General features: G+C 54.6%; 26 protein-coding genes and 1 riboswitch. Of the genes, 13 read left to right on the forward strand and 13 right to left on the reverse strand.

Features of this window, described 5'->3' with window-relative positions:
- Position 1: 1 nt before the first annotated feature.
- The 5 genes from ftsP to ABLU96_RS23195 form a co-directional block, all read right to left on the reverse strand.
- Positions 2 to 1,414, reverse strand: a complete 1,413-nt coding sequence (gene ftsP, locus ABLU96_RS23175) for a cell division protein FtsP (RefSeq protein WP_004854230.1) — start codon at positions 1,412 to 1,414, stop codon at positions 2 to 4.
- A gap of 84 nt (positions 1,415 to 1,498) precedes the next feature.
- A complete protein-coding gene (plsC, locus tag ABLU96_RS23180; protein WP_004125254.1) occupies positions 1,499 to 2,236 on the reverse strand; it encodes a 1-acylglycerol-3-phosphate O-acyltransferase in 738 nt (245 codons plus the stop codon).
- 192 nt (positions 2,237 to 2,428) lie between these two features.
- Positions 2,429 to 4,687 carry a DNA topoisomerase IV subunit A gene (parC, locus tag ABLU96_RS23185; RefSeq protein WP_025105924.1) on the reverse strand — a complete coding sequence of 753 codons (2,259 nt, stop codon included), beginning with the start codon at positions 4,685 to 4,687 and terminating at the stop codon, positions 2,429 to 2,431.
- Positions 4,688 to 4,809: 122 nt separating this feature from the next.
- Complete coding sequence (locus ABLU96_RS23190) at positions 4,810 to 5,679, reverse strand: AraC family transcriptional regulator (protein WP_009651841.1); 870 nt, start codon at positions 5,677 to 5,679, stop codon at positions 4,810 to 4,812.
- Positions 5,680 to 5,756: 77 nt separating this feature from the next.
- Positions 5,757 to 6,164 (reverse strand): YgiW/YdeI family stress tolerance OB fold protein, encoded by a 408-nt coding sequence (locus tag ABLU96_RS23195; RefSeq protein ID WP_014839568.1) that lies wholly within the window; start codon positions 6,162 to 6,164, stop codon positions 5,757 to 5,759.
- A gap of 150 nt (positions 6,165 to 6,314) precedes the next feature.
- Here ABLU96_RS23195 and qseB point away from each other — a divergent pair, with 150 nt between their 5' ends.
- From qseB to ABLU96_RS23215, 4 genes are all read left to right on the forward strand, one after another.
- Positions 6,315 to 6,974, forward strand: coding sequence for a quorum sensing response regulator transcription factor QseB (qseB, locus tag ABLU96_RS23200; protein ID WP_014226870.1), 660 nt, complete (start codon positions 6,315 to 6,317; stop codon positions 6,972 to 6,974).
- Positions 6,971 to 8,320 (forward strand): quorum sensing histidine kinase QseC, encoded by a 1,350-nt coding sequence (gene qseC, locus ABLU96_RS23205; protein ID WP_064404255.1) that lies wholly within the window; start codon positions 6,971 to 6,973, stop codon positions 8,318 to 8,320. Before qseB ends, qseC begins: the two co-directional genes overlap by 4 nt.
- A gap of 106 nt (positions 8,321 to 8,426) precedes the next feature.
- Positions 8,427 to 9,008, forward strand: a complete 582-nt coding sequence (locus ABLU96_RS23210; protein ID WP_014226872.1) for an NAD(P)H-dependent oxidoreductase — start codon at positions 8,427 to 8,429, stop codon at positions 9,006 to 9,008.
- Positions 9,009 to 9,099: 91 nt separating this feature from the next.
- Entirely contained in the window at positions 9,100 to 9,414 is a 315-nt protein-coding gene (locus ABLU96_RS23215) for a putative quinol monooxygenase (protein WP_004125281.1), read from the forward strand.
- 41 nt (positions 9,415 to 9,455) lie between these two features.
- Here ABLU96_RS23215 and parE read toward each other — a convergent pair whose 3' ends face one another.
- The 5 genes from parE to nudF are packed head-to-tail and all read right to left on the reverse strand — an operon-like array spanning position 9,456 to position 13,860.
- Complete coding sequence (gene parE, locus ABLU96_RS23220) at positions 9,456 to 11,351, reverse strand: DNA topoisomerase IV subunit B (RefSeq protein ID WP_004854242.1); 1,896 nt, start codon at positions 11,349 to 11,351, stop codon at positions 9,456 to 9,458.
- 30 nt (positions 11,352 to 11,381) lie between these two features.
- Positions 11,382 to 11,957, reverse strand: a complete 576-nt coding sequence (gene yqiA, locus ABLU96_RS23225) for an esterase YqiA (RefSeq protein ID WP_004854243.1) — start codon at positions 11,955 to 11,957, stop codon at positions 11,382 to 11,384.
- Positions 11,957 to 12,784: a 3',5'-cyclic-AMP phosphodiesterase gene (gene cpdA, locus ABLU96_RS23230; protein ID WP_025105921.1), complete on the reverse strand. Its 828-nt coding sequence runs from the start codon at positions 12,782 to 12,784 to the stop codon at positions 11,957 to 11,959. Before cpdA ends, yqiA begins: the two co-directional genes overlap by 1 nt.
- 24 nt (positions 12,785 to 12,808) lie before the next feature.
- Positions 12,809 to 13,231, reverse strand: a complete 423-nt coding sequence (locus ABLU96_RS23235; RefSeq protein ID WP_064404257.1) for a DUF1249 family protein — start codon at positions 13,229 to 13,231, stop codon at positions 12,809 to 12,811.
- A complete protein-coding gene (nudF, locus tag ABLU96_RS23240) occupies positions 13,228 to 13,860 on the reverse strand; it encodes an ADP-ribose diphosphatase (RefSeq protein ID WP_004854249.1) in 633 nt (210 codons plus the stop codon). The genes ABLU96_RS23235 and nudF overlap by 4 nt, the downstream gene beginning before the upstream one ends.
- A 195-nt stretch (positions 13,861 to 14,055) precedes the next feature.
- On the opposite strand from nudF, the gene tolC reads away from it, so the two are divergent.
- The 3 genes from tolC (at position 14,056) to ABLU96_RS23255 (ending at position 17,508) form a co-directional block, all read left to right on the forward strand.
- Positions 14,056 to 15,504, forward strand: coding sequence for an outer membrane channel protein TolC (tolC, locus tag ABLU96_RS23245; RefSeq protein ID WP_004854252.1), 1,449 nt, complete (start codon positions 14,056 to 14,058; stop codon positions 15,502 to 15,504).
- A gap of 169 nt (positions 15,505 to 15,673) precedes the next feature.
- A complete protein-coding gene (locus tag ABLU96_RS23250; protein WP_004125303.1) occupies positions 15,674 to 16,342 on the forward strand; it encodes a DUF1190 family protein in 669 nt (222 codons plus the stop codon).
- Between the two features lie 5 nt (positions 16,343 to 16,347).
- Entirely contained in the window at positions 16,348 to 17,508 is a 1,161-nt protein-coding gene (locus ABLU96_RS23255; protein WP_025105920.1) for a glutathionylspermidine synthase family protein, read from the forward strand.
- A gap of 45 nt (positions 17,509 to 17,553) precedes the next feature.
- Here the strand turns inward: ABLU96_RS23255 and ygiD are convergent, their stop codons facing one another.
- Positions 17,554 to 18,345 (reverse strand): 4,5-DOPA dioxygenase extradiol, encoded by a 792-nt coding sequence (ygiD, locus tag ABLU96_RS23260; protein WP_064404261.1) that lies wholly within the window; start codon positions 18,343 to 18,345, stop codon positions 17,554 to 17,556.
- A 193-nt stretch (positions 18,346 to 18,538) separates the two neighbouring features.
- On the opposite strand from ygiD, the gene zupT reads away from it, so the two are divergent.
- The 5 genes from zupT (at position 18,539) to ABLU96_RS23285 (ending at position 24,750) form a co-directional block, all read left to right on the forward strand.
- The gene (gene zupT, locus ABLU96_RS23265) at positions 18,539 to 19,309 is read left to right on the forward strand and encodes a zinc transporter ZupT (protein WP_025105919.1); all 771 of its coding nucleotides are present in this window, start codon (positions 18,539 to 18,541) and stop codon (positions 19,307 to 19,309) included.
- Between the two features lie 445 nt (positions 19,310 to 19,754).
- Entirely contained in the window at positions 19,755 to 20,327 is a 573-nt protein-coding gene (locus ABLU96_RS23270; protein WP_032751300.1) for a fimbrial-like protein, read from the forward strand.
- A 184-nt stretch (positions 20,328 to 20,511) separates the two neighbouring features.
- Positions 20,512 to 22,944 carry a fimbria/pilus outer membrane usher protein gene (locus ABLU96_RS23275; RefSeq protein ID WP_213221616.1) on the forward strand — a complete coding sequence of 811 codons (2,433 nt, stop codon included), beginning with the start codon at positions 20,512 to 20,514 and terminating at the stop codon, positions 22,942 to 22,944.
- 13 nt (positions 22,945 to 22,957) lie between these two features.
- Positions 22,958 to 23,695 carry a molecular chaperone gene (locus tag ABLU96_RS23280; RefSeq protein ID WP_032751302.1) on the forward strand — a complete coding sequence of 246 codons (738 nt, stop codon included), beginning with the start codon at positions 22,958 to 22,960 and terminating at the stop codon, positions 23,693 to 23,695.
- A 2-nt stretch (positions 23,696 to 23,697) separates the two neighbouring features.
- Complete coding sequence (locus ABLU96_RS23285) at positions 23,698 to 24,750, forward strand: pilus assembly protein (protein ID WP_025105915.1); 1,053 nt, start codon at positions 23,698 to 23,700, stop codon at positions 24,748 to 24,750.
- Between the two features lie 85 nt (positions 24,751 to 24,835).
- Here the strand turns inward: ABLU96_RS23285 and ribB are convergent, their stop codons facing one another.
- Positions 24,836 to 25,489 (reverse strand): 3,4-dihydroxy-2-butanone-4-phosphate synthase, encoded by a 654-nt coding sequence (gene ribB, locus ABLU96_RS23290; RefSeq protein ID WP_004854262.1) that lies wholly within the window; start codon positions 25,487 to 25,489, stop codon positions 24,836 to 24,838.
- A 106-nt stretch (positions 25,490 to 25,595) separates the two neighbouring features.
- A riboswitch (FMN riboswitch) is annotated at positions 25,596 to 25,747 on the reverse strand.
- A gap of 120 nt (positions 25,748 to 25,867) precedes the next feature.
- Between ribB and ubiK the strand changes: the two genes are divergently transcribed.
- Entirely contained in the window at positions 25,868 to 26,149 is a 282-nt protein-coding gene (gene ubiK, locus ABLU96_RS23295; protein WP_004854265.1) for a ubiquinone biosynthesis accessory factor UbiK, read from the forward strand.
- Between the two features lie 53 nt (positions 26,150 to 26,202).
- On the opposite strand, the gene glgS is transcribed toward ubiK, so the two are convergent.
- Positions 26,203 to 26,412 carry a cell surface composition regulator GlgS gene (gene glgS / locus ABLU96_RS23300; RefSeq protein WP_049079786.1) on the reverse strand — a complete coding sequence of 70 codons (210 nt, stop codon included), beginning with the start codon at positions 26,410 to 26,412 and terminating at the stop codon, positions 26,203 to 26,205.
- Between the last annotated feature and the right edge of the window lie 98 nt (positions 26,413 to 26,510).

Genomic DNA, 26,510 nt, shown 5'->3' on the forward strand with positions numbered 1-26,510 from the left:
ATTACGGCGCCGGATTCACCAGAATCTGGCCAATGGAGCCCCGGTCGGCAAGCTCCAGCGTCTGGCTTAAATACTGGAACGGGAAGTGCGGCCAGGAGGGCTGATTGTAATAGACCAACAGTTCAACCTGCCCGTCGATCCAGACGGTATCCTTCCAGCCGCGATCTTCCGGGAACGGCGCGGAGCCGTTGACGTTACGCACCTGGAACATGACGCCTTCAATATGGAACGACTGCGGCCGGTCGGCGCGCACAATCCAGCGCTCCCAGGTGCCCTGCTGCGCCGTAATATCGATACGCTGCGGATCCCACAGCTGACCGTTGATCCCCGGATCGTCGCCAAGGGTGATCTCACGGCTGCGAATCGCCGCGCCGGCCAGAATTTCCGTCGGCAGCAAACGCACGGGCAGACTATCGGTCACCAGCGGCAGCAGGCCCGTCGGGCGCAATGTCAGAATCAGCGTGGAGATCAGAATGCTCGACGGCTCGAAGAAGCCGCGAATACGATCGACGATGCTTGCCGCTTCCCCGCAGGTGATCGACACTTCATCGCCGTTGGTCATATCGACCAGAATTTCTCGACGCTCGCCCGGCGCCAGCGACAGCTGCTTCAGCGAAACCGGCGCGGGCAGGAGCCCCTGGTCACCGGAAATCACGTGCAGCAATCGGCCATCGCTCATCTGCAGCTGATAGCGACGGGAGTTGGACGCATTCAGCAGGCGCAGGCGCACCCAGCCGCGCGACACCTCAACGAAAGGCCCCTGTACGCCGTTCACCAGCAGCGTATCGCCCACGAAACCACCGCTACCGGGCTCGCTGTATTCAGGCGTACCGAAGTTATCCAGACGCTTGTCCTGAATAATCACCGGAAAATCATCCACGCCGTAGTGATTGGGGATCGGCAGATTCTTACTGACATCATCTTCCACCAGCCACATGCCGGCCAGGCCGTTATAGACCTGTTTTGCCATATGGTTTGGGGTGTTGGCCTGATACCACAGGGTCGCCGCGCTTTGGCGGATTGGCAGTACCGGCGCCCAGTCGGCGTTAGCGGACATCATGCGCGCGGCGCCGCCGATCAGCGGACCGGGGACCTGCAGACCACGGATAGTCATCGCCACGTTTTCCGTCAGGCGGTTGCTGTAGATCAGCTTGACATCGTCGCCGTTCCAGACGCGAATGGTTGGCCCCATATAGCGACCGTTAATCCCCCACACCGAGGCGCGGGTACCGGGCGTAAACGACCAGTGCGCGCGCTGTAGCGTCAAGAATAGCGGCTGCCCGCGGCGGGACTCCAGCAGAGGGGGGATCGGCAGCGCAGGCTGCTGGCCAGCGGCCTGTGCCTTCAGCGGCGCGGCGCCCGCGCACAGCGCTACGCCTGAAGCCTTAATGAACTGACGCCGACTGAGTGACATATTAACTCCATGAAATACTGACTAATTAATAAGGGAATTCGTTTCCCGCCAGCAATCCGCGCGCTGTTTGCGGCGTTTCCTGTGTTATTTCTTTGCGGCCGCTTCGCGTTCGGCAACTTCTTTATCCAGCTCAGCGATTTTCGCGGACATCAGCTCGCGGCAGTGCGTGGCCAGCGCGCGAACGCCCTCTTTTCCATACTGGCTGGTATCTACCGGCGGCAGCATTTCTACAATCACCAGACCGTTATTCAGGCGATTGAGATTAATTTTATTCGATGTATTAGACACGCACACCGGAATAATGGGCACGCCAGCCGCGACAGCAGCATGAAAAGCGCCGGTTTTAAAAGGCAGCAAACCGCGGCCGCGGCTGCGGGTCCCTTCCGGAAACATCCAAAAAGAGATATTGCGCTTTTTAAATGCGTTCACGACTTCGGCAATAGTGCCATGCGCCTTTGCCCGGTTATTGCGATCGATCAGCAGGTTCCCCGTCAGCCAGTAGAGCTGGCCGAAAAAGGGGATCCACGCCAGGCTCTTTTTACCCACGGTCACGGTCGGCGGCTGCACGATATTTGATGCCGTCACCATATCATAGTTATTCTGGTGGTTAGCGATATAGATAGCGTTGCCGTAGCTTTCCGCGTCGGCTGGCTTGCGCAGCTCGACTTTCAGGCCGAAGACCGGCGACAGTTTGCCAAACAGGTGGCCGAAGGTGGCGACGTGCTTAGGGTTACGCGGGCTGAACAGACAATAAATACAGCCGAAGATGCAGACCAGAATACAATAGATGACAACGATAATTAGTCGAAAAATAAATAGCATAGCTACCTCTGAAACCCAAACCGCTTAGAATTATACTCGCTGTTTCGCAGATTGCAGGCATCGGGCATCATTGCAAAGCGCGTTGCGCATCTCGAATGACGCTGGCGGATATTGTTCATCGCAATGCCTGAATAAACAACGATTTTGCGGTAAATATTAACCTCCCCCGCCGAACCGCGGGGGAGGATGTTCCTACTCTTCGCTATCGCCCGCGGAGGCGCGACGCGGTGAATCAATCTCCACCCGGTCAATTTTCTGTAGTCCGCGCATCAGAGAGCCGCGGCGGCCGCGCTCGCCGGTGACTTTTTGCAGCTCTTCCGGGCGTAGTTTGATTTTCCGTTTGCCGACGTGAATCGTCAGCGTACTTTGCGGCGGCAGAACGAACAGGTGCGCCAGGCCATCCTGGCCCGCAGCCGCTTCCGCCGACGGAATACTGATGATCTTGTTACCTTTGCCTTTCGACAGCTGCGGCAGGTCGCTCACCGGGAACATCAGCATGCGGCCGGCTGCGGTAATGGCCAGCAGCATATCGGACTCATCCTCAATCACCAGCGGCGGCATTACGTGCGCGTTATCCGGAAGGCTAATCAACGTCTTACCGGCACGATTGCGCGCGACCAGATCGTTGAAAGTACAAATAAACCCGTATCCTGCGTCGGAAGCCAGCAGCAGTTTTTGGTCATCGGCCTCCATCAGCATATGTTCTACCGTCGCCCCCGGCGGCAGGGTCAGCTTACCGGTGAGCGGCTCGCCCTGTCCGCGTGCGGACGGCAGGGTGATAGGGTCAATCGCGTAGCTACGCCCGGTGGTGTCAATAAAGACCACCGGCTGATTGCTCTTCCCTTTCACTGCGGCTTTAAAACTGTCGCCCGCTTTATAGTTCAACCCCGGCGCGTCGATATCGTGGCCTTTGGCGCTGCGCACCCAGCCGCTCTGCGACAGAACGATGGTGACCGGCTCGGACGGCAGCATATCGTGCTCGCTCATCGCTTTCGCTTCTTCACGCTCGCGCAGCGGCGAACGGCGATCGTCGCCAAAGGCGTCGGCGTCGGCCTGCAGCTCTTTCTTCAGCAGGTTATTCATTTTGCGTTCAGACGCCAGAATGGCCTGCAGATGGTCGCGCTCTTTCTCCAGCTCGTTCTGCTCACCGCGAATCTTCATCTCTTCCAGCCGGGCGAGATGGCGCAGTTTTAATTCCAGAATCGCTTCCGCCTGAGTTTCGCTGATGCCAAAGCGCGACATCAGGGCCGGCTTAGGCTCATCTTCGTGACGGATAATTTCGATAACTTCATCGATATTCAGAAACGCCACCAGCAAACCTTCCAGGATATGCAGGCGCTTAAGGACTTTTTCCAGACGGTAGCTGAGACGACGGCGCACGGTATCGCGGCGGAAAGTCAGCCATTCCGAGAGGATTTCCAGCAGATTTTTTACCGCCGGACGGTTATCGAGCCCGATCATATTCAGGTTGATACGATAGCTCTTTTCCAGATCGGTCGTCGCGAACAGGTGGTTCATCACCTGCTCCATATCCACGCGGTTAGAGCGCGGGACGATCACCAGGCGAGTCGGGTTTTCGTGATCCGATTCGTCGCGCAGGTCATCCACCATCGGCAGCTTTTTGTTGCGCATCTGGGCGGCGATCTGCTCGAGCACGCGGGCGCCGGAAACCTGATGCGGCAGCGCGCTGATCACCACCGCGCCGTCTTCTTTCGTCCACACCGCGCGCATCCGCACCGAACCGCGGCCGTTCTGGTAGATTTTGCGGATCTCCGCGCGGGGGGTGATGATTTCCGCTTCGGTCGGGTAATCCGGCCCCTGTACGATATCCAGCAGATCGTCCAGCGAGGTCTGCGGTTTTTCAATCAGGGTAATGGCCGCCTGAGCGACTTCACGCAGGTTGTGCGGCGGAATATCCGTCGCCATGCCGACGGCAATGCCGGTAGTGCCGTTGAGCAGAATATTAGGCAAGCGCGCAGGCAGCATCTTCGGCTCCTGCAAAGTGCCGTCGAAGTTCGGTACCCAGTCAACGGTGCCCTGCCCCAGTTCGCTCAGCAGCAGTTCAGCATACTTCGACAAACGGGATTCGGTATAACGCATCGCGGCGAAGGATTTAGGATCGTCCGGTGCCCCCCAGTTCCCTTGACCATCAACCAGCGGATAGCGGTAAGAGAAGGGTTGCGCCATCAGCACCATGGCTTCATAGCAGGCGCTATCGCCGTGCGGATGGTATTTACCCAGCACGTCGCCGACGGTGCGGGCGGACTTTTTGAACTTGGCGCTGGCGTTGAGACCCAGCTCAGACATCGCATAGACGATGCGACGCTGGACCGGCTTCAGGCCATCGCCAATAAACGGCAGCGCCCTGTCCATGATGACGTACATGGAGTAGTTCAGGTAGGCGTTTTCCGTAAATTCATGCAGCGCAAGGCGCTCTGCCATATCGCTCATTAATCGTGAATCCTCAATCTGCGTACCGGCCGTTCGGACGGCAAAACTACCGGCGATAATACCCTATCTGACGCCCTGAGTCACAGGGCGTTAGGCTGGTTGAGGAATTCAGTGGACATCCTTCATTTCAGCGGAAGATAAACGTCCGTCTGCAGCTCATGCTCACCGACTTCATGCACGAAAGTGAGGTAGCGAAAGAAAACAGGGAAATCGCGCAGCGACTCTCCCGATGCGGGCAGCCAGTCGCGATAAAGAAACCAGATGCTCTGCGCGAGCGTGTCCAGAGATCCGTGATGACGCACCACTGCGCAACGTCCGCCGGGGATCTCGCCATTCACCACGCCGAAGCTGTTTTCCGGCACCGGCTGGCTGACCGTACCGCCAATATCGAAACGAAAATCGTCAGCCGGCGTGGCCGCGGGGTCGTCCCAGGAGATTCCCCAGGTTGCGCAGCTGGCGACCGGGGACAGACCGCTCACCTTGCGCCAGGCGATAAACTTCGCGGCGGTCTCATTGACTAAATCAGGGTTGCCGCGATGCCGCAGCCTCGCGATCTGAGTGGTAGGTAGCTGGATTATTTTAACATCCATCGGGTGTTGCTCCTGTAGCGTATGTTTCGGCACGCGTCGATGCCATTCCAGCCAGTCCGGCTGTTGACGGAACTGGCTGGGGCTTTGCGCGAAAGCGCTGCGGAAGGCACGGCTGAACGACTCAGGATTCTGGAACCCCGCATCAAGGGCAATATCGATAATCTTTTCCTGTGGATTAAACGCCAGTCGCCAACAGGCGCGACGCAGACGTAGCCACTGGATATAGCGATAGAGCGGTACCCCGCTATAGGCGCTGAATTGCCGGTGAAAATGATACGGCGAGCTGTGGGCTATCGCACTAAGCGTCTCCAGCGACAGCGGCGTGTCCAGATGGCGTTCAATGTACAAGCACACTTGCTGAAAACGCCCGGCAAAGGCCGGGCTTACCTGAGTATCGTTCATCGCATCCTCCCGGAAACATACTCTGACAGAGCGAGGAGTGCGGTTCCTGACCGATCTTGCTTAAGATGATAAGAAAATTATGGCGTGATTTTACGAATCTGCTTTACGTCGATTTCCACTGAGTTCCAGTCTTTATCCACTTCACCCTGAATCTCTACCGTATCCTGCGGGGTCACGGTCACGCCGTTCCAGCGCTTGTGATCGATATCGACGTTCACGGTGCCGGAGCTGTCCTGGAATTTATACAGGTCGTCGGAAATACGCTCCACGATTTTACCGCGCAGGGTCACCCAGGTATCGTCACGCAGGCTTTTCGCATTCGCAACCGTCGTTACGCTCCCGTTCGGGCCAATGAACCCGCCGTTTTGCGTGGTCGTCTGGCTGGTTTGCGTCGAGCCGGGTCCGGAAAATCCGCCCTGCCCGGCGGCCAGTACCGGCATGGAAACTAAGGCGATGATAGCGGTCATTGCGGCGATTTTCTTCATGATGTGTTCTCCCTTTGTGTTTATATCGTCACTATTACACCGGGCAAAACTTAACGACTTCTTAAGCGGAAAAAATAAATTTTATTCCTGTACAGCGCGCGCCGCAACGCGCTTTACTGCGGGAATATCCGAGGGACACAGGAGCAGAAAATGCGCATTTTACTGGTGGAAGACGACAAACTGATCGGCGACGGCCTTAAAACCGGACTGACCAAGCTGGGCTTCAGCGTCGACTGGTTTACCCGCGGCGAAGAGGGCAAAGCCGCGCTGTACCACGCCCCTTACGACGCCATTATTCTGGACCTGACCCTGCCCGGCATCGATGGGCTGGATATTCTGCGCGAATGGCGCGACAAAGGCCGCCACGAACCGGTACTGATCCTCACCGCCCGCGACGCGCTCAGCCAGCGCGTTGAAGGGTTACGTCTCGGCGCCGATGACTACCTCTGCAAACCTTTCGCACTGGTTGAAGTCGCCGCGCGTCTGGAAGCGCTGATGCGTCGCGCCCACGGCCACAGCAGCAGCGAGCTGCGGCACGGCAATGTTGTTCTCGATCCAGGCCGACTCACGACCACGCTAAACGGCGAGAGCCTGCCGCTCAAGCCAAAGGAGTTTGCTCTGCTGGAACTCCTGATGCGCAACGCCGGACGCGTGCTGCCGCGTAAGCTGATTGAGGAAAAGCTCTATAGCTGGGATGACGATGTCTCCAGTAACGCGGTAGAAGTGCACGTCCATCATCTGCGCCGTAAGCTCGGCAGCGGCTTCATTCGCACCGTGCACGGCATCGGCTATACCCTGGGGGATGCATGAAACGACTGGGTAGACTGAGCCTGCGCGTCCGCCTGACGCTGCTTTTCCTGCTGCTGACCAGCGCCGCCTGGGGCATTGCCAGCCTTGTGGCCTGGCAACAAACCGCCGACAAACTGGATAAGCTGTTCGATACCCAGCAGCTGCTGTTCGCCCGCCGCCTGAGCGCGATGAATGTTGACGAACTCCATACCCTCGCTCCGCAGGTACGGGAGCAGAAAAAGGTCAAACATGGCCATCTCGATGACGATGCGCTGGCTTTCGCTATCTTTACCGCCGACGGCAAAATGGTGCTTAACGATGGCGAAAATGGCCAGGATATCCAGTGGGGTAACCATCGGGAGGGGTTCAGCGATGGCTACCTGCGCGGCGACGATGACGAGTGGCGCTTCCTGTGGCTTACCACCCGCGACGGTCGCCATCGTATCGCCGTCGGTCAGGAGTGGGATTACCGCCGCGAGATGGCGCTGGATATCGTCACCTCCCAGCTTACGCCCTGGCTGGTTGCGCTGCCGCTGATGTTTTTGCTGCTCATCGTGCTGTTGAGCCGGGAGCTGGCGCCGCTGAAAAAGCTGGCCACCACGCTGCGCGCCCGGGCGCCGGACTCCGCCGAAACGCTAAATAGCGAGAACGTGCCCAGCGAAGTTCGCCCGCTGGTCGACGCGCTAAATCGGCTCTTTACCCGGACGCATGACACCATGATCCGCGAGCGTCGCTTCACGTCCGATGCCGCCCACGAGCTGCGCAGCCCGCTGGCGGCGCTGAAGGTGCAGACCGAAGTGGCTCAGCTCTCAACGGACGATCCGCAAGGGCTGGATAAAGCGCTGGCGCAGCTTCACCAGGGGATCGATCGCGCCACTCGCCTGGTCGACCAGCTGCTCACCCTGTCGCGTCTGGATTCGCTGGCGCTGCTGGACGATCTCCAGACTATCGCCCTTGATGAACTGCTGCAGTCGGCGGTCATGGAGATGTACCACCCCGCCCAGCAGGCTGGCGTTGAGCTACGCCTGCACCTGAACGCGAAAAACATCACGCGCACCGGCCAGCCGCTGCTGCTGAGCCTGCTGGTGCGCAATCTTCTGGATAACGCCGTGCGCTATAGCGCCGCCGGACGCCAGGTCGACATCATCCTTGATGCGGGTGAATTTCGCGTACGCGACAACGGCCCGGGCATCAGCGCAGAGGCCCTGACGCGCATCGGCGAGCGCTTTTATCGCCCTCCCGGCCAGGAACAGCCCGGTAGCGGCCTTGGGCTCTCCATCGTCAAACGCATCGCCGCGCTGCACGGGATGACGGCTAGCTTCGACAACGCCCGGGACGGCGGATTCGAGGCGCGCATTCGCTGGTAGCGGCATTATTGCTAAAAAAGCAAAAGACTTTGCACATTTTGCTCATTTTACCGCTTTGCCCTGCGGGGTAAAATTAGCCTCAAAATTGAAAAGTTGAGGATAAAAAATGAGCAACATCCTGATTATTAACGGTGCGAAAAAATTCGCCCACTCTAACGGCCAGCTGAACGACACCCTGACCGAGGTCGCGGATGGTTATCTGCGCGACGCCGGGCATGATGTTAAGGTCGTCCGCGCCGAGAGCGACTACGACATCAAAGAAGAAGTGCAGAATTTTCTCTGGGCAGACGTGGTTATCTGGCAGATGCCGGGCTGGTGGATGGGCGCACCGTGGACGGTGAAAAAGTACATTGATGATGTCTTTACCGAAGGTCACGGCGCGCTGTATGCCAGCGATGGCCGCACCCGCTCCGACGCCAGTAAGAAATATGGTTCCGGCGGCCTGATTCAGGGGAAAAAATATATGCTGTCCCTGACCTGGAACGCGCCGATGGAAGCGTTCACCGAGAAAGATCAGTTCTTCCACGGCGTTGGCGTCGACGGGGTGTACCTGCCATTCCATAAGGCCAACCAGTTCCTTGGGATGAGCGCCCTGCCCACCTTCATCGCCAACGATGTGATCAAAATGCCCGATGTTCCGCGTTATACGGCAGAATATCGCAAGCATCTGGCGGAAATTTTTGGTTAACTGTAGTGAGTTATGAAAAGACGACAAGCACGGCTCATTTTAGCGGCGGCTTGAAGTATGATGAGAATATACAGAAGGAGTTGAGTTAACCATGTTGACAGTGATCGCTGAAATTCGCACTCGTCCGGGCCAACACCATCGTCAGGCGGTGCTGGATCAGTTCGCAAAAATTACCCCGACCGTTCTCCAGGAAGAAGGCTGCCACGGCTATGCGCCGCTGGTGGATCACGCCGCTGGCGTCAGTTTTCAGACTACTTCACCGGATTCTATCGTGATGGTCGAGCAGTGGGAAAGCGTCGCGCATCTTGAAGCGCACCTGCAGACGCCGCACATGAAAGCCTACGGCGAAGCCGTGAAAGGCGACGTACTGGAAATGAATATTCGTATTCTTGAAGCGGGTATTTAAGCAAGCAAACGACATCGGCCGGTTTCCCGGCCGATTTTTTATTATCCGTCCAGCTCCGCCAGATCGCCCTTCTCCTGCAGCCAGTTACGCCGATCTTCAGAACGCTTCTTCGCTAACAGCATATCCATCATGGCGGTCGTCTGCTGCTCGTCTTCATCGTTGATAATCAGCTGTACCAGACGGCGGGTATTCGGATCCAGCGTGGTCTCGCGCAGCTGCATCGGGTTCATCTCACCCAGCCCTTTAAAGCGCTGCACGTTCGGCTTGCCTTTCTTGCGCTTAAGCTGCTCCAGCACGCCGGTTTTCTCTTCTTCTGTAAGCGCGTAATACACCTCTTTGCCGAGGTCGATACGGTACAGGGGCGGCAGCGCCACGTAGACGTGACCCTGCTTAACCAGCGTGCGGAAGTGCCTGACAAACAGCGCGCACAGCAGCGTCGCGATGTGCAGGCCGTCGGAGTCGGCATCCGCCAGAATACAAATCTTGCCGTAGCGCAGCTGGCTCAGGTCGTCACTATCCGGGTCGATACCGATGGCGACGGAAATATCATGCACTTCCTGGGAAGCCAGCACCTCATCGGAAGAGACTTCCCAGGTGTTCAGGATTTTACCTTTCAGCGGCATGATCGCCTGATACTCGCGATCGCGCGCCTGCTTGGCCGATCCGCCCGCCGAATCCCCTTCCACAAGGAACAGTTCGGTTCGGTTCAAATCCTGGGCGGTACAGTCCGCCAGCTTACCGGGCAGCGCCGGACCGCTGGTCAGCTTTTTACGCACCACTTTCTTCGCCGCGCGCAGGCGACGCTGGGCGCTGGAGATCGCCATTTCCGCCAGCAGCTCTGCCGACTGAACGTTCTGGTTCAGCCACAGGCTGAAGGCATCTTTGACCACCCCGGAAACAAACGCGGCGCACTGACGTGAAGAGAGGCGCTCTTTCGTTTGCCCGGCAAACTGCGGGTCCTGCATCTTCACGGACAGGACGTAGGCGCAGCGCTCCCAGATATCTTCCGCCGACAGCTTCACGCCGCGCGGCAGAATATTGCGGTATTCGCAGAACTCGCGCATGGCGTCCAGCAGCCCCTGGCGCAGGCCGTTAACGTGGGTACCGCCCTGCATCGTCGGGATCAGGTTGACGTAGCTTTCGGTCAGCAGTTCACCGCCTTCCGGCAGCCACAGCAGCGCCCAGTCGACCGCTTCGGTATCGCCGGAGAAGGTGCCGACGAACGGTTTTTCCGGCAGCAGCGGCAGGCCGTTAACCGCTTCGCTAAGATAGTCGGTCAGACCATCGGCGTAGCACCAGCGCTGTTCGCTGTCGTTAACCAGATCGCGGAAAACAATCTCTACGCCCGGGCAGAGAACGGCCTTGGCCTTTAATAAATGAGAAAGGCGCGAGACGGAAAAACGCGGGCTATCGAAAAAGCTTTCGTCCGGCCAGAAGTGCACGCTGGTCCCGGTATTGCGCTTACCGCAGGTACCCGTCACGTGGAGATCTTCTACTTTATCGCCGTTTTCAAACGCGATGCTGTAGACCTGGCCGTCGCGGCGCACGTTCACCTCAACGCGTTTCGATAAGGCGTTGACCACCGAAATCCCTACGCCGTGCAGGCCGCCTGAGAACTGGTAGTTCTTATTGGAGAACTTCCCCCCGGCGTGCAGGCGGCAAAGAATCAGTTCAACTGCCGGAACCCCCTCTTCAGGGTGGATATCCACCGGCATTCCGCGTCCATCGTCGATGACTTCCAGCGACTGATCGGCATGGAGAATCACCTCCACGCGTTTCGCGTGACCGGCCAGGGCCTCATCCACGCTGTTATCAATAACTTCCTGACCAAGATGGTTTGGACGTGTGGTATCAGTGTACATTCCCGGACGGCGGCGAACCGGCTCTAGCCCGGTGAGTACCTCAATGGCATCAGCGTTATATGAAGATTGCGTCATGGTGTGTATTCGTAGGTCGTTCCGAACCGCTCAGCGCAGGCCCAGAAAATCGATAATCTGAGTGAAATGATCTTCAAAGCCAACAAATGCGTGATTACCGCCCTCCTCTACCGTTTGTCGGCAGGAGGCGAAATAATCCACGGCCTGGCGGTAATCAAGCACTTCATCACCCGTTTGCTGCAATAACCAGATTAAATCCGGCGCTTCCAGCGGGTCAATTTGCATGACCTTGAGATCGTAAATATGGCGAGACTCTAGCACATATTGCTGCCCCGTGTATGGATTCTCATTGGGGCCAAGGAAATTGTTCAACAGCTCAAACGGGCGCACCGCGGGGTTCACTACCACGGCGGGCAGCATAAAGCACTGCGATAGCCAGGTCGCGTAATATCCCCCCAGCGACGACCCGACAACGCCCAGCGGTTCACCGCCATGCTCCAGCACGATAGACTCCAGATGCTCAGCCGCCTGCGCGGGATAAACCGGGAGCTCCGGTATCACCATCGAGATGTCAGGATAGGTCTGCGCCAGCCACGCTTTCAGCGCAGTCGCTTTTGCCGACCGAGGCGAGCTGTTAAAACCATGCAGATAGAGAAGCGTAGACATCAGTATCCTTCTGAAGCGATATCCGGGTGAAATTTCACGCCTTCGAGGCGGCAAACTTCAGTGGTCAATGTGCCGTCAGGATGCAGTTCCAGCCAGCGCCAGCCTGGGGAGACGGTATCGAGCGTGAAGTTCGCGCAGTGCGGCTTAAACTGCACGCAGGTGGATGGCGTGGCCATCATGCGCCGTCCGTTCCAGTCAAGATCCAGCTCCTGGTGAATATGGCCGCAGAGCAGATGCTTAACGCGCGGAAAAGCGGCCAGCGCGCAATCAAGCGCCCCGGCATTGCGCAGGCTATGCTGATCCAGCCAGCTACAGCCTGACGGCATGGGATGATGGTGCAACAGCAGCAGCGTATAGCGCTGCGGAACTTCGGTCAGCTTCTGCTCAAGCCATTCCAGCTGGAAATCGCTCAGCTCGCCGTGCGGCACGCCGAACACCTGGCTATCCATCAGCAATACTTGCCAGTGGTCGCCCAGCAATACGCGTTTAGCGGGAGAGATGCCGGATTCCTGCAGCGTGCTGTACATTGCCGGTTGAAAATCATGATTACCCGGTAGCCAGACGCAGGGTGCAGTAAAACTCGCGATGCCTTCAGCAAAATGCTGGTAGGCCGCGGCAGAGTGATCTTGCGCCAAATCGCCTGTAGCAACGATCAGGTCGCACTCTCGCTGTGAGGCGCGGATCGCATCCAGTACGGCCTGATAGCTTTCCCAGGTATTGATACCTAACAGCGTTTCATGTTTTTCAGCAAACAGGTGAGTATCGGTAATTTGTAATATCCTGACTCTGGCCTCACCAGCCAAAGGTAGGTTTAACAGGCTTTCCAAATGGTGTCCTTAGGTTTCACGACGCTAACAAACCGGAATCGCCATCGCTCCATGTGCAAAACAGTATCGCAGCCAATCGGCCAGAAACTGATTAATTTGATGCTTTTCGTCGCGTTGATGCAACTTTTTATTAGGATAATCATACCGCGCTTTAAAGCGAAAGATCTGCTGACTTGAACACACTTCAGCGACCATTGCATCGTGATAGAGCCGTACCGTCATTGACGGCAGACTCCAGTAGCTCACCGCAGGCAGAGTCTGTTCAATCGCCACTAACGTAGTGTAGCGGGTCGATTCGACGATGGTTAATCGGTATTGCGCGTTGCCCACCTGGTAACTCACCTTTTCTCCCGCTGCATCCGTTCGCGGCAACAGGCGGCGCAGCTGGGCAAAGTTGGTTTCACACAGGCGCATCATTTCAGGAAAGTCAGGCGTATAACGCTTCATTTTGTCCACTCGTTTCGTAAATTGTGATAATGCAGTTGCAGCCATTGCAGCGCGATGACAGAGGCTGCGTTGTCGATTTTCCCCTCTTCCACCCATCTGTAAGCCTGTTCCCGGCTCACCACATGAACGCGAATATCCTCGTTTTCGTCGGCCAGTCCATGAATTCCTTTTGCCGTCGTTGCATCGACTTCACCCACCATAATAGACAGCCTTTCGCTGGTGCCGCCGGGGCTGGCCAGGTAGCTCAGGACCGGTTTAACCCGGCCAACAATAAGCCCGGCCTCTTCCACCGCTTCACGACGGGCGACATCTTCAGGAGATTCGCCTTCTTCTATCATACCGGCGACCATTTCGAGCAGCCACGGGCTCGCGCTGGTATCATACGCCGCAATACGGATCTGCTCGACGAGCACAACTTCATCGCGTACCGGGTCAAAGGGTAGCAAGACTGCGGCGTGGCCGCGCTCAAAAATTTCGCGGGTCACTTCGCCGCTCATCCCGCCGTTAAACAGGCGATGGCGAAAACGATATAAATCGAGCGAAAAAAAACCGCGATAAAGCGTTTCGCGTGCAATAATTTCTACATCGTTTTTAGAGAAGGTAATCCCCTGCTGATTGACGTCGCTCATTTCGATATCCTGTAGAACATGAAGTTATGAATTTATAGGCGGTGTGGCTACCGTTTTACGGCTCGTATGCTAGATTGGTGCAAATTACCGCCCCATGGCACATAACGCCAACTTTTTACGGTAACAGACTCTATACAATCAGTGATTATTTTTAGAATTTGAGTAGCGCTAAATGCTTCACAACAAGGAATGCAAATGAAGAAACTCTTTCCCATCCTTATCGGCCTGGGCCTGACTGGCTTCAGCGCCATGAGCCAGGCTGAAAACCTGCTGCAGGTTTATCAGCAGGCGCGTGTCAGCAACCCTGATCTGCGTAAATCAGCAGCCGATCGTGATGCCGCATTCGAGAAGATCAACGAAGCGCGTAGCCCGTTATTGCCACAGCTCGGTCTGGGTGCAGATTATACCTATACCAGCGGCTTCCGTGATGCTAAAGACCAGAATTCCGACGTCACCAGCGGATCGCTGCAGCTCACGCAGGTTCTGTTTGATATGTCGAAATGGCGTGCGCTGACGCTGCAGGAAAAGAACGCCGGCATTCAGGACGTCACCTATCAGACGGATCAGCAAACGCTGATTCTGAACACCGCGACGGCCTATTTTAAAGTGCTGGCCGCGATCGATACGCTCTCCTATACCGAAGCGCAGAAACAGGCTATTTACCGCCAGTTAGATCAGACCACCCAGCGCTTTAACGTTGGCCTGGTTGCGATTACTGACGTACAGAACGCCCGTTCGCAGTACGATGCCGTGCTGGCGAATGAAGTCACCGCGCGCAACGACCTTGATAACGCCGTAGAAGGGCTGCGTCAGGTGACCGGCAACTACTATCCGGAGCTGGCCTCGCTGAACGTTGATGGTTTTAAAACCACTAAACCATCGGCGGTGAACGCGCTGTTGAAAGAAGCGGAAAACCGCAACCTGTCGCTGCTGCAGGCCCGACTCAGCCAGGACCTGGCGCGCGAGCAAATTCGCCAGGCGCAGGATGGGCATCTGCCGACCCTGAATTTAAACGCGTCCAGTAGCGTATCTAATAACAGCTACAGTGGTTCTAAAAACACCACGCAGGACAGAGATATCGGGCAGAACCAAATCGGCCTGAACTTCTCCCTGCCGCTGTATCAGGGCGGGATGGTGAACTCCCAGGTTAAACAGGCGCAGTACAACTTTGTCGGCGCCAGCGAGCAGCTGGAAAGCGCGCATCGTAGCGTTGTGCAGACCGTTCGTTCCTCTTTTAACAACGTGAACGCGTCCATCAGCAGCATCAATGCCTACAAACAGGCCGTGGTGTCTGCCCAAAGTTCACTGGATGCCATGGAAGCCGGTTATTCAGTGGGTACGCGTACTATCGTCGATGTCCTGGACGCGACCACCACGCTGTATAACGCAAAACAGCAGCTGTCCAACGCGCGTTATAACTACCTGATTAACGAGCTGAACATCAAGTCCGCGCTCGGTACGCTGAACGAGCAGGACCTGGTTGCGCTGAACAACACGCTGGGTAAAGCGATTCCGACCTCGCCTGACAGCGTCGCGCCGGAAAATCCGCAGCAGGATGCCAGCGCTGACGGCTACAGCAACACCGCCGCGGCAAAACCGGCTTCCGCACGCAGCACCAGCGGCAGCAATCCGTTCCGCCAGTAATTAAGCTTGCGCACTCCACGCTTCGCTTACCCCGCGGGTAAGCGAAGCGTTAAACGTAAGGCAACGTAAAGATCCCCCGCTTTCCGCCCCTATTCGCTTCATTTTCCACCACTCATCCTCTATCCTGAGCGTTAACAAAACGCATACCACTGGGTCCAGGAAGACAAACATGAAACGGACAAAAAATATTAAACACGCCTCCTTCCGCAAAAGCTGGAGCGCTCGTCATTTAACTCCCGTTGCGCTCGCCGTGACGGCGGTATTTATGCTCGCCGGCTGTGAACAAAGCGATGAAACGGTTTCTCTGTATCAAAACGCCGATGACTGCTCTGCCGCTAACCCGAGCAAATCCGCAGAGTGCACCACCGCTTACAACAACGCACTCAAAGAAGCAGAACGTACCGCGCCAAAATACGCCTCTCGTGAAGATTGCGTCGCCGAATTCGGTGAAGGTCAGTGCCAGCAGGCGCCGGCTCAGGCAGGCATGGCTCCGGAAAACCAGGCCCAGGCGCAAAGCAGCGGCAGCTTCTGGATGCCGCTGATGGCGGGCTACATGATGGGCCGGATGATGGGCGGCGGAATGGGCGCTCAGCAGCCGCTGTTCAGCTCAAAAAACCCGGCCAGCCCGGCCTATGGTAAATACACCGACGCGGGCGGTAAGAGCTACGGCGCAGCGCAGCCGGGCCGTACCATGACCGTGCCGAAAACTGCGATGGCGCCAAAACCAGCCACCACCAGCACCGTGACGCGCGGCGGGTTTGGCGACTCGGTCGCTAAGCAATCAACCATGCAGCGTAGCTCAGCAAGCTCCTCTTCTTCACGCTCAATGGGCGGCTAAGCGACATGGAAAGAATCAGCATTACCGAGCGCCCGGACTGGCGCGAAAAGGCGACAGAATATGGCTTTAACTTTCACACCATGTACGGCGAGCCATACTGGAGCGAAGAAGCCTATTACAAACTGACGCTGGCGCAGGTTGAAAAGCTTGAAGAGGTCACCGCTGAGCTGCATCAGATGTGTCTGCAGGCGGTGGAAAAAGTCATCGCCAGCGATGAGTTAATGGCCAAATTTCGCATCCCCAAACACACCTGGGGCTTCGTACGCCAGTCGTGGAAAACCCATCAGCCCTCGCTGTATTCGCGTCTCGATCTCGCGTGGGACGGCGTGGGTGAGCCGAAGCTGCTGGAGAACAACGCCGATACGCCGACGTCTCTCTATGAAGCGGCATTCTTCCAGTGGATCTGGATGGAAGATCAGCTGAACGCCGGTCAGCTGCCGGCAGGCAGCGATCAGTTCAACAGCCTGCAGGAGAAGCTGATCGATCGCTTTGGCGAGCTGCGCGAGCAGTTCGGCTTCCAGCTGCTGCATATGGCCTGCTGTCGCGATACCGTTGAAGACCGCGGTACCGTGCAATATTTACAGGACTGCGCCGCAGAAGCGGGCGTGGCGACCGAGTTCCTCTACATCGAAGATATTGGTCTCGGCGAAAAAGGCCAGTTTACCGACCTGCAGGATCAGGTGATTGGTAATCTGTTCAAGCTCTATCCATGGGAGTACATGCTGCGCGAGGTGTTCTCCACCAAGCTGGAAGATGCAGGCGTGCGCTGGCTGGAGCCGGCGTGGAAGAGCATTATCTCCAACAAAGCGCTGCTGCCGCTGCTGTGGGAGATGTTCCCCAACCATCCGAACCTGCTGGCCGCTTATTTCAGCGAAGATGCGCATCCGGAGCTGGAGAAGTACGTTATCAAACCGATCTTCTCCCGCGAAGGCGCTAACGTCTCTATAGTGGAGAATGGCAAAGTGCTGGAGGCGGTAGAAGGGCCGTACGGTGAAGAGGGCACCATCGTCCAGGCGTTCTATCCGTTGCCGAAGTTTGGCGACAGCTACACGCTCATCGGCAGCTGGCTGATTAACGACCAGCCGGCGGGAATTGGCATTCGCGAAGACCGGGCGCTGATCACTCAGGATCTGTCGCGCTTTTATCCGCACATTTTCGTCGAGTAACAGCAAACCCCGGCGGCATTGTTTACTGCCGGGGTTTATCTATTTTCAGGCGCCAATGACCACCGACAGCATGCTCAGGGAGCCCATTTCCATTCCTTCAACCGGGATCGTAATCGGCTCTTCACCGTCCCAGGCGCCCAGCACGTACAACAGCGGCAGAAAGTGATCGGCCGTCGGGTTCGATAACGATCCGCCTTCATGCGCCAGGTAATTCACCAGCGGATGTTCCGCTACGGGACCTTTCCAGTCCAGGTTCGCCTTCACGTAGTCATTAAACGACGCCGCCCAGGGATAAGGTGTATTTTCGCCGTGCCAGCGTGCGGTACGCAGGTTATGCACCACGTTGCCGCTTGCCACCAGCATAATGCCCTCATCGCGCAGCTGAGCCAGCTTACGCCCCATTTCGAAATGCCATGCCGCGGGCTTCGTACTATCAATACTCAGCTGTACCATCGGAATATCAGCATCGGGATACATTTTAATCAACACGCCCCAGGAACCATGGTCAAAGCCCCAGGCTTCTTTATCCAGCGTCACCGGCACCGGCGCCAGCAGCTCGACCAGACGCTGGGCCAGCTCAGGCGAACCCGGCGCCGGATAATGCGTATCGTAGAGCACCTGGGGAAAACCGCCAAAATCATGAATCGTTTTCGGCGCCTCCATCGCGGTCACTCCTGTACCGCGAGTGAACCAGTGCGCGGAGATCACCACAATGGCTTTAGGCCGCGCCAGCGTCTCGCCCAGATGCCGCCAGGCGCGAGTATAGATGTTATCTTCCAGCACGTTCATCGGGCTACCGTGACCTAAAAACAGCGCGGGCATGCGGGTACGGGACATAGTGATATCCTTTATTAAGAAAGTTGATGTATTTACATTACGCTCTTTCTATGGAGGATAAACTCAGATAAGCATGATGATGATCGTCAGAAAATTTGAATGTAAGCGGCGGTAAAGAGTGAATCCGCGCGCTCGCGATCGTCAATGGATCACGATACTCTTAATAAGAATCATTTTCATAAGGAGGTGAATGTTGTCCTCACCCGTCATTTTGACCCTGCTGGCAGGGAGCGCTACCTTTATTGGCGCCATTTTCGGCGTTATCGGGCAGAAACCCTCGAATCGCTTACTGGGGTTCTCGCTGGGATTCGCCGCCGGGATCATGCTGCTGATTTCGTTGATGGAGATGCTGCCCGCCGCGCTGGCTACCGAAGGCATGTCCCCCCTGCTCGGCTACGGCATGTTTATTATCGGCCTTCTGGGCTACTTTGCGCTTGACCGCATGCTGCCTCACGCCCACCCGCAGGATCTGATGTCTCCCGGCATTTCCCGCCCGCGTAACCTGCGCCGTACGGCGATTTTACTGACCTTAGGCATCAGCCTGCATAACTTCCCCGAGGGCATTGCGACCTTCGTGACGGCCAGCAATAATCTCGAGCTGGGCATGGGGGTCGCGTTAGCCGTTGCGCTACACAACATCCCGGAAGGACTGGCGGTAGCCGGACCGGTATATGCCGCTACGGGCTCCAGAAGTAAAGCGGTGTTCTGGGCGGGTCTTTCCGGCATGGCGGAAATCTTCGGCGGCGTGCTGGCCTGGCTGGTGCTGGGCAGTGCGATATCCCCGGTGATGATGGGTGCCGTTATGGCCGCGGTTGCCGGAATCATGATTGCGCTGTCGGTTGATGAGCTTATGCCGCTGGCGAAAGAGCTCGATCCGCAAAGCAACCCGAGCTATGGCGTGCTGTGCGGGATGTCAGTGATGGGATTAAGCCTGGTGGTTTTGCAAACGGTGGGCATTGGCTGAGTCAATGCCCCCATTATTTCACTTGTCAATTCATTACATGAATTCATCATTAATGATGAATTGAGAACAGGTATTAAATTTAACCTTTAGTCAATTAAGACCATGCGTAAATAGCCTTTTCACAGCATTCGCCCTCATTGCTTTGGCATTAATTTGACATTAATTCTGTGGGTATCAAACGAAATTTATTCACATCAACAATCAATACAGGTAAAGCCACCGTCAAAAGAGATATTACATTGCGAAAAATCCTAAAAAAAGCGCACTAAAATGCATACATTAAGGAAAACTGCGAGTTACCTTTAATTACAATTAACATGCGTAACAGTGAGCAGCATGATAGTTTTTACGCGTTGAATTAATATTAATTCAAGCAAACCCAATCCCATACCAGTTGTCGTAAACCTCATATTTAATATTGATCATCTATAAAGGACTATATTCCATGTTTAAAAAAACGCTGCTCGCTGTTGTCACTACCGCTGTTTTTTCTGCGACTGCTTTTAATGCCAGCGCTGAAGATCAGGGCCACGGTATTGTCACCTTCTCCGGTACCGTTATTACCGCCCCTTGCTCTGTGACACCGGAAAGCTCTCAGATTGATGTCGATCTCGGCCAGGTTGCCGATAGCGTACTGAACGGCGGCCAGTACTCTCAGCCTGCAGATTTCTCTATCAAACTGCGCGACTGTATTCTGAGCACAACGGATGATAAAGGCGTGAAAACGACAACGGATAAAGTGAACGTGACCTTCACTTCTGCCAACGTCGACAGCAATGACGCCAGCCTGATGGTAAATACCAAAGAAAGCAACTACGGCGGCGCTACCGGCGTTGGCGTACGTATTATGGACGCAGGTTACAACACCGTAACCCTGGGATCCGCAGTGCCGGTAGTGTTTACCGATACCAACCCGACTCAGAACCTGGACTTCCACGCCCGCATGGAATCTAAAGGTAAAAATGCAACCGAGGGTGATGTTTACGCTCAGGCAAACTACGTCCTGGCTTATAAATAATTATCGCTTTCGCTTAATTTTTATCGATTCAAGCCGGTGATGGATTCACCGGCTTTCCTGGTCTATTTTATTAAAAGAAACGGATTTTATGCGCACTATTATTCATAGCGGTTTAATGCCAGGAAAGTTATTCCTTTTAATAAAGCATACCCTTTGCTCAGTATGTTTTACCGCATCACTATCAATGCCGCTTTATGCAATAGAATTCAATACCGATATGATTGATGCTGAGGACAGGAAAAACATCGATCTCTCGCAATTTGAAAAAAAAGGCTATATTCCTGTCGGCACCTATGTAGCACGCGTACAGATCAACAAAAATACCTTACCAAAAGCCTATCACCTGGAGTGGATAAAAGCTGATAACGAAAGCGGATCTCAGCTTTGCCTCACTAAAGAGCGCCTGGCAGAGTTCGGCTTTGCCGATGCGTTTATTGAACCGCTACAAATGTGGAATCAAAAAGGCTGTCTCGATCTCAGCCATCAGCCAGAGCTGATTATTCGTCTGGATAAAGCGAACATGGTACTGACGTTAACCGTACCCCAGGCATGGATGAAATATCAGGCTAAAAACTGGACGCCGCCGGAGTACTGGGACGACGGTATCGCGGGGCTTATGCTGGATTATAACCTTTACGCCAGCCAGTACACGCCGAGCCACGGCGACAGCAACCAGAGCGTCAACTCATATGGCACACTGGGTTTCAACCTCGGTGCATGGCGCTTACGTAGCGATTATCAGTACGATCAATCGTTTACTGAGCGGAAATCAACGGGTACCAGCAGCAGCCTGCCGCGTACCTATTTATTCCGCCCGATTCCGTCCCTGGCGTCAAAATTCACGATGGGCCAGTACGACCTGAGCTCAGGCCTCTACGATACTTTTCACTTTACCGGCGCCTCTCTGGAAAGTGATGAACAAATGCTGCCGCCGGATTTACGCGGCTATGCGCCGCAAATAAGCGGCATCGCGCAGACCAACGCTAAAGTCACCGTTACGCAAAACAGCCGCACGCTCTATCAAACGACCGTCTCCCCCGGGCCATTCACCATCGCCGATCTGGGCACAACCTTGCAGGGGCAGCTGGATGTAACGATCGAGGAAGAAGACGGACGCAAAAGTACGTTCCAGGTTGGTTCCGCCTCTATCCCTTACCTGACGCGTAAAGGGCAGGTACGTTATAAAAGTTCAGTGGGTAAACCCACATCAACGACCCACAATGATGTGAATAACCCCCTTTTCTGGACCGGGGAGGCTTCCTGGGGCTGGTTGAGTGATGTTTCTCTCTACGGCGGCGCTATCGTCACCGCCGATGACTATCAGGCGGCAACCGGTGGGGTTGGCTTTAACCTTAACCGTTTTGGCTCATTCTCCCTTGATATTACCCGCGCCGAGGCTAATCTACGTAATGACGATCAAGGTAAACAGCGCGGCTTCAGCTATCGCGCTAACTATGCCAAACGTTTTGAAGAAACAAACAGTCAGGTAACCTTCGCGGGTTACCGGTTCTCAGATAAAGAGTACGTCACGATGAGCGAATATATCAGCTCGCGCGATGGCTCCGACTCCAGCTCCAATGAGAAAGAGAGCTATGTGCTCTCCTTTAATCAGTTCGTTGCGCCGCTGGAGCTAAATACCTATCTGAGTGTCACACGTAATACCTACTGGAACAGTGAAACCAATACGAACTACTCGTTTTCTCTGAGCCGGAGCTTTGATATTGGTGCGTTTAAAAATATTTCAGCTTCATTGGCGATGAGCCGCGTGCGCTGGAATGATGATGAAGAGAATCAATATTACTTTTCACTCACCCTGCCGCTGGAAAATAATCGCAATATTATGTACAGCCTGCAGCGCTATGGCGACGACGCAACGACGCAAACGGCAACCTGGTACGATGGTTCAGATCGTAATAACCCGTGGAATATGTCCGTTTCAGGCACAGATAAAGAGTTTGGCGATGGCGAAGCGGCCATGCGCGGATACTATCAGCACTATTCACCCTATGGCCGGTTGAATGTAAACGGTAGCGTGAAGCCAAGCAGCTATCGCTCGCTCAGCGCTGGCTGGAACGGCTCGTTCACGGCAACCCGTTACGGTGCGGCATTACATGATTACAACACTGGCAACAGTTCTCGCGTCATGGTGGATGCGGATGGAATAGCCGGTGTTGAGGTAAACAATCATCGTAGTATGACCAATATGTTTGGTATTTCCGTGGTTCCGTCAGTGGGTAACTACACAACGGCGATGGTGATGGTGAACAACAACAACCTGCCGGATGGCGTGGATGTAACCAACTCGGTAATCCGCACCACGCTGACCGAAGGCGCTATTGGCTATATGCCCCTGAGCGCGACCAAAGGCTATCAGATCATCGGCGTCATCCGCCTGGAAGACGGACGCTATCCACCGCTGGGCGTGACCGTAACAGACAAAGCAACCGGTCGCGATATAGGTTTAGTCGCTGATGACGGCTTTGTATACCTGAGCGGAATACAGGAAAACAGCATCCTGACGCTAAAATGGAACGACAACGTGTGTGATTTGACACCGCCTAACCATAGCAATCTCGATGGTCAGGCCATTATTTTACCATGTAAGCCCGCACATTAATTCAGGATGAATGATGATGAAAATTAAGACATTTGCGAAAGGACTATTCTGTTTGTTGAGTACCAGCTTTGCGGTAAATGCCGCCGTGTCGCCCGACAGAACCCGCATTATTCTTAACCAGTCGGATAAGAGCGTCTCCGTGCGCTTGACCAACCAGAGCACAACGGCCCCTTTCCTTGCCCAATCATGGATTGAGGATAAGGATAATAAAAAATCCCGAAACTATATTACTGCTGTTCCGCCAATGGTGCGCCTCGAGGCGGGTGAGCAAGTACAGGTTCGCCTGATTCCTCAGCCAACGTTGACGCAGCTTCCGGCGGACAGGGAATCGCTGTTTTATTTCAACGTGCGCGAAATTCCGCCGCGCTCGGAACAGAAAAACGTCATGCAAATTGCCATGCAGAGCCGCATTAAAATTTTCTGGCGACCAAAGGCAGTCGAAGTGAAGAACGGGCAGGTGAATCTGACCGGTAAATTCGATATTAGCCGAACGGCCAGCGGGTTAACGTTAAAGAACAACTCCCCCTACTTTATCACCGTGGGTTATATCGGCACGAATGGCAAAACGCTGCTGCCAAAAACATCCAGCATGATGGCTGAACCGTTTGGCCTGGCGTCGCAGGAGATTAAAGACCTGCCGGCTAATTTCCAGGTAGGCTTTATTGGCGATTACGGCGGCCTGAATATGTTTAAAGTCAGCTGTAATTCTGTACAAGTGGTCTGTCAGTCTGAACCGGTGAAAAAGGGATAATAATGAAAAGACTACTAAGTTTTTTAACGTTATTAATCAGCCTGTTTTCTGTGCCATCATGGGCAGTAAATTGCTATCAAAATAACGAAGGAGGAGCGCTTTCTTACATTGCTACACTTCCTTCCTTTACCATTCCTAACGACATTACGCCTGGCAAGAAAATTTGGGAAAGTTCCGACATTAATATTACCGTGTACTGCGATAAAGCCTCCCACTGGAGTCGCGCTGCCCCAACGGAAGAGCTTTATGCCTGGATAAAACTCTCGGCGTTTAATAGCAGTGAGGTACTCAATAATCCTTATTTTACTTTTGGCGTAACATACGATGGTGTCGATTACGAAGGCATTAATCAAGGCATCAAGACAGGCGCCTGTCTGGATAGAATAGATCAGAAACCGCTGCCAAATATCTATCATGACCCGGTATGTAATGGTTCGGTACTGCAAAAAAATGTATCCTTTAACGCCCGCTTCCGCCTGTATATTAAAGTTAAAGCGATTCCTCCCGATAGCTCAACAGTCTATAATTTTGGTGACATTAATGTACTGCAATTTGATGGCGAAGGGGGAGCAAACCTGCTCAGTGATGCCAAAAATTTACGTTATTATATTACTGGATTAGATAACGTGCGGTTTTTGACCTGTACAGCTTCCGTTAAGCTTTTCCCTGAAAGTCAGACAGTGGATTTTGGCGTCATTCATGCTTATAAAACCGACATGCCAGCGCTGAAAAAAACGTTCAGCCTCTCCACCATCCGGGATCAGGCGGCAGGCTGTACTGAACAATTCGATATCACGACCAGCTTCTATACTAATGATACCCTATACGATATTACTCATTTGGATATGAATAATGGCTTTCTATTGAATATCTATGATAGCACGGCTAGTACTAACGTTATATTCAACCAATATATGCCATTCGCTACCTATATTCCGGGACGACCATCAACCGTCACGCATAACTATATTGCTGAGCTGACCCAAAATCCCTCCGTCTCAGTCAAGGATGGCCCTTTTAGCAAAGATGTGATTATAAAGATTAACTATCAGTAGCTTTCTTTTGGAGCTATTCAACAATAAAGCCGGGATATCCCGGCTTTCTCATTTTTTAGCGCAACTTTTAGCGCAACGACTGCAATCAGCTGGCTTTACGCTCGTGTTCGCGACGGTAGGCCACTAAATCTTCAATCGTGACCACTTCCATATTGTGCTGCTGAGCAAACTCGATGCACTGCGGCGCACGCGCCATAGAGCCGTCGTCGTTGGTCAGTTCACACAGTACGCCCGCCGGTTTGAGGCCAGCCAGCGTGACCAGATCAATGGTTGCTTCAGTATGGCCGCCGCGGGTCAGAACCCCGCCCGGCTGCGCGCGCAGCGGGAAAACGTGTCCAGGGCGGTTCAGGTCGGACGGCTTCGCGCCATCGGCAATTGCCGCGCGCACGGTGGTCACGCGGTCAGCGGCGGAAACGCCGGTGGTCACGCCTTCAGCGGCTTCGATGGTCACGGTAAAACCGGTACCGTAGGCGCTGGTGTTGTTCTCAACCATCATTGGCAGGTCGAGCTGTTTACGGCGATCTTCCGTCAGGCACAGGCAGACAATGCCGCTGCCATGGCGAATGGTCAACGCCATCTGCTCAACGGTCATGGTTTCAGCGGCGAAAATCATATCGCCTTCGTTTTCACGGTCTTCATCGTCAAGCACCATCACACCGCGGCCTTCGCGCAGTGCATCCAGAGCACGTTCTACACGTTCAAAAGCGGTACCAAAAGAGGAAAGTAGCGTCTGATTCATGGTAAAAAAAACCTCATTAATTGTATGGTTACCAGAATCAGGGCAGTCTTAGGAGCGCCGGTTTAGCGGCAAAAGTCAACGCAAGCGGGTACAAACCCGGCTGAGCCGTTACTCTCTCCCATCCGGACTCTAACCGTCGGCCCCGGAATTACACCGGATCTGCTGACCTTTCTGCGTTCGCAGAAAGCGCTCGCGGGCTTTCAACGCTATGGTTGATTTACCGCCGGTGGGGAATTTCGCCCCGCCCTGAGAATAAGCAAAGCAACTATAACGCTATTGACTATCGTCGGCAATGCATAAGCTTCAAACATTTATGGTTTATAGGCGCCGACGATCGCACTACAATGAGCGGATAACCGACCAGAGCAGGAAACCACCATGATTGACCCGAAAAAAATTGAACAAATCGCCCGTCAGGTTCATGAATCAATGCCGAAGGGGCTCCGCGATCTGGGGGAAGACGTGGAGAAAAAAATCCGTCAGGTGCTCCAGTCGCAGTTAACTCGCCTGGACCTGGTAAGCCGCGAAGAGTTCGACGTGCAGACGCAGGTGCTGTTGCGCACGCGTGAAAAGCTGGCGCTTCTGGAGCAGCGTCTTAACGATCTGGAAAACCGTTCGCCGAGCGCGCCGGCAGCGCCGGACGTCGAAGAGAAGCCGTAAAACAAGCAACGGGCCGTCAGGCCCGTTGTCGTATCTGTACTGCGGTAAGTAGATTAGTGCTCCAGCTCCGCTTCTGGCGTCATGGTTTTATTCGCCTCGCGGCAGTAAAGTTCATAGCGTTGACAAAACCATTCGCGATGCGCTTCATCCATATTACCAACAATGGCCTGAAGATCGACGGGCTGACCTTGTGCGTTCATTCTGGCGAAGCTCTGGGCCAGAAAATCAAAATTCTTCATTAAATACATATCGTTTTTCTTCATACGCATACTCCTTCAGCCGTTGGTGTTCTGATTGGTCATATGCTTTTTACTGACTTCAGTATTTATCCTTACCTTAGCTTTTTTTGTACGAAAAATGC

This window comes from Klebsiella sp. CN_Kp106 (assembly GCF_040064575.1).
GTDB classification, from domain to species: Bacteria; Pseudomonadota; Gammaproteobacteria; order Enterobacterales; family Enterobacteriaceae; genus Klebsiella; species Klebsiella michiganensis.

Excerpts from the sequence above, each read along its gene's own strand:
- ftsP (WP_004854230.1), bottom strand. The coding sequence starts at position 1,414 with ATGTCACTCAGTCGGCGTCAGTTCATTAAGGCTTCAGGCGTAGCGCTG.
- plsC (WP_004125254.1), bottom strand. The coding sequence starts at position 2,236 with ATGCTATTTATTTTTCGACTAATTATCGTTGTCATCTATTGTATTCTG.
- parC (WP_025105924.1), bottom strand. The coding sequence starts at position 4,687 with ATGAGCGATATGGCAGAGCGCCTTGCGCTGCATGAATTTACGGAAAAC.
- ABLU96_RS23190 (WP_009651841.1), bottom strand. The coding sequence starts at position 5,679 with ATGAACGATACTCAGGTAAGCCCGGCCTTTGCCGGGCGTTTTCAGCAA.
- ABLU96_RS23195 (WP_014839568.1), bottom strand. The coding sequence starts at position 6,164 with ATGAAGAAAATCGCCGCAATGACCGCTATCATCGCCTTAGTTTCCATG.
- qseB (WP_014226870.1), top strand. The coding sequence starts at position 6,315 with ATGCGCATTTTACTGGTGGAAGACGACAAACTGATCGGCGACGGCCTT.
- qseC (WP_064404255.1), top strand. The coding sequence starts at position 6,971 with ATGAAACGACTGGGTAGACTGAGCCTGCGCGTCCGCCTGACGCTGCTT.
- ABLU96_RS23210 (WP_014226872.1), top strand. The coding sequence starts at position 8,427 with ATGAGCAACATCCTGATTATTAACGGTGCGAAAAAATTCGCCCACTCT.
- ABLU96_RS23215 (WP_004125281.1), top strand. The coding sequence starts at position 9,100 with ATGTTGACAGTGATCGCTGAAATTCGCACTCGTCCGGGCCAACACCAT.
- parE (WP_004854242.1), bottom strand. The coding sequence starts at position 11,351 with ATGACGCAATCTTCATATAACGCTGATGCCATTGAGGTACTCACCGGG.
- yqiA (WP_004854243.1), bottom strand. The coding sequence starts at position 11,957 with ATGTCTACGCTTCTCTATCTGCATGGTTTTAACAGCTCGCCTCGGTCG.
- ABLU96_RS23235 (WP_064404257.1), bottom strand. The coding sequence starts at position 13,231 with ATGAAGCGTTATACGCCTGACTTTCCTGAAATGATGCGCCTGTGTGAA.
- nudF (WP_004854249.1), bottom strand. The coding sequence starts at position 13,860 with ATGAGCGACGTCAATCAGCAGGGGATTACCTTCTCTAAAAACGATGTA.
- tolC (WP_004854252.1), top strand. The coding sequence starts at position 14,056 with ATGAAGAAACTCTTTCCCATCCTTATCGGCCTGGGCCTGACTGGCTTC.
- ABLU96_RS23250 (WP_004125303.1), top strand. The coding sequence starts at position 15,674 with ATGAAACGGACAAAAAATATTAAACACGCCTCCTTCCGCAAAAGCTGG.
- ABLU96_RS23255 (WP_025105920.1), top strand. The coding sequence starts at position 16,348 with ATGGAAAGAATCAGCATTACCGAGCGCCCGGACTGGCGCGAAAAGGCG.
- ygiD (WP_064404261.1), bottom strand. The coding sequence starts at position 18,345 with ATGTCCCGTACCCGCATGCCCGCGCTGTTTTTAGGTCACGGTAGCCCG.
- ABLU96_RS23270 (WP_032751300.1), top strand. The coding sequence starts at position 19,755 with ATGTTTAAAAAAACGCTGCTCGCTGTTGTCACTACCGCTGTTTTTTCT.
- ABLU96_RS23275 (WP_213221616.1), top strand. The coding sequence starts at position 20,512 with ATGCCGCTTTATGCAATAGAATTCAATACCGATATGATTGATGCTGAG.
- ABLU96_RS23280 (WP_032751302.1), top strand. The coding sequence starts at position 22,958 with ATGATGAAAATTAAGACATTTGCGAAAGGACTATTCTGTTTGTTGAGT.
- ABLU96_RS23285 (WP_025105915.1), top strand. The coding sequence starts at position 23,698 with ATGAAAAGACTACTAAGTTTTTTAACGTTATTAATCAGCCTGTTTTCT.
- ribB (WP_004854262.1), bottom strand. The coding sequence starts at position 25,489 with ATGAATCAGACGCTACTTTCCTCTTTTGGTACCGCTTTTGAACGTGTA.
- ubiK (WP_004854265.1), top strand. The coding sequence starts at position 25,868 with ATGATTGACCCGAAAAAAATTGAACAAATCGCCCGTCAGGTTCATGAA.
- glgS (WP_049079786.1), bottom strand. The coding sequence starts at position 26,412 with ATGAAGAAAAACGATATGTATTTAATGAAGAATTTTGATTTTCTGGCC.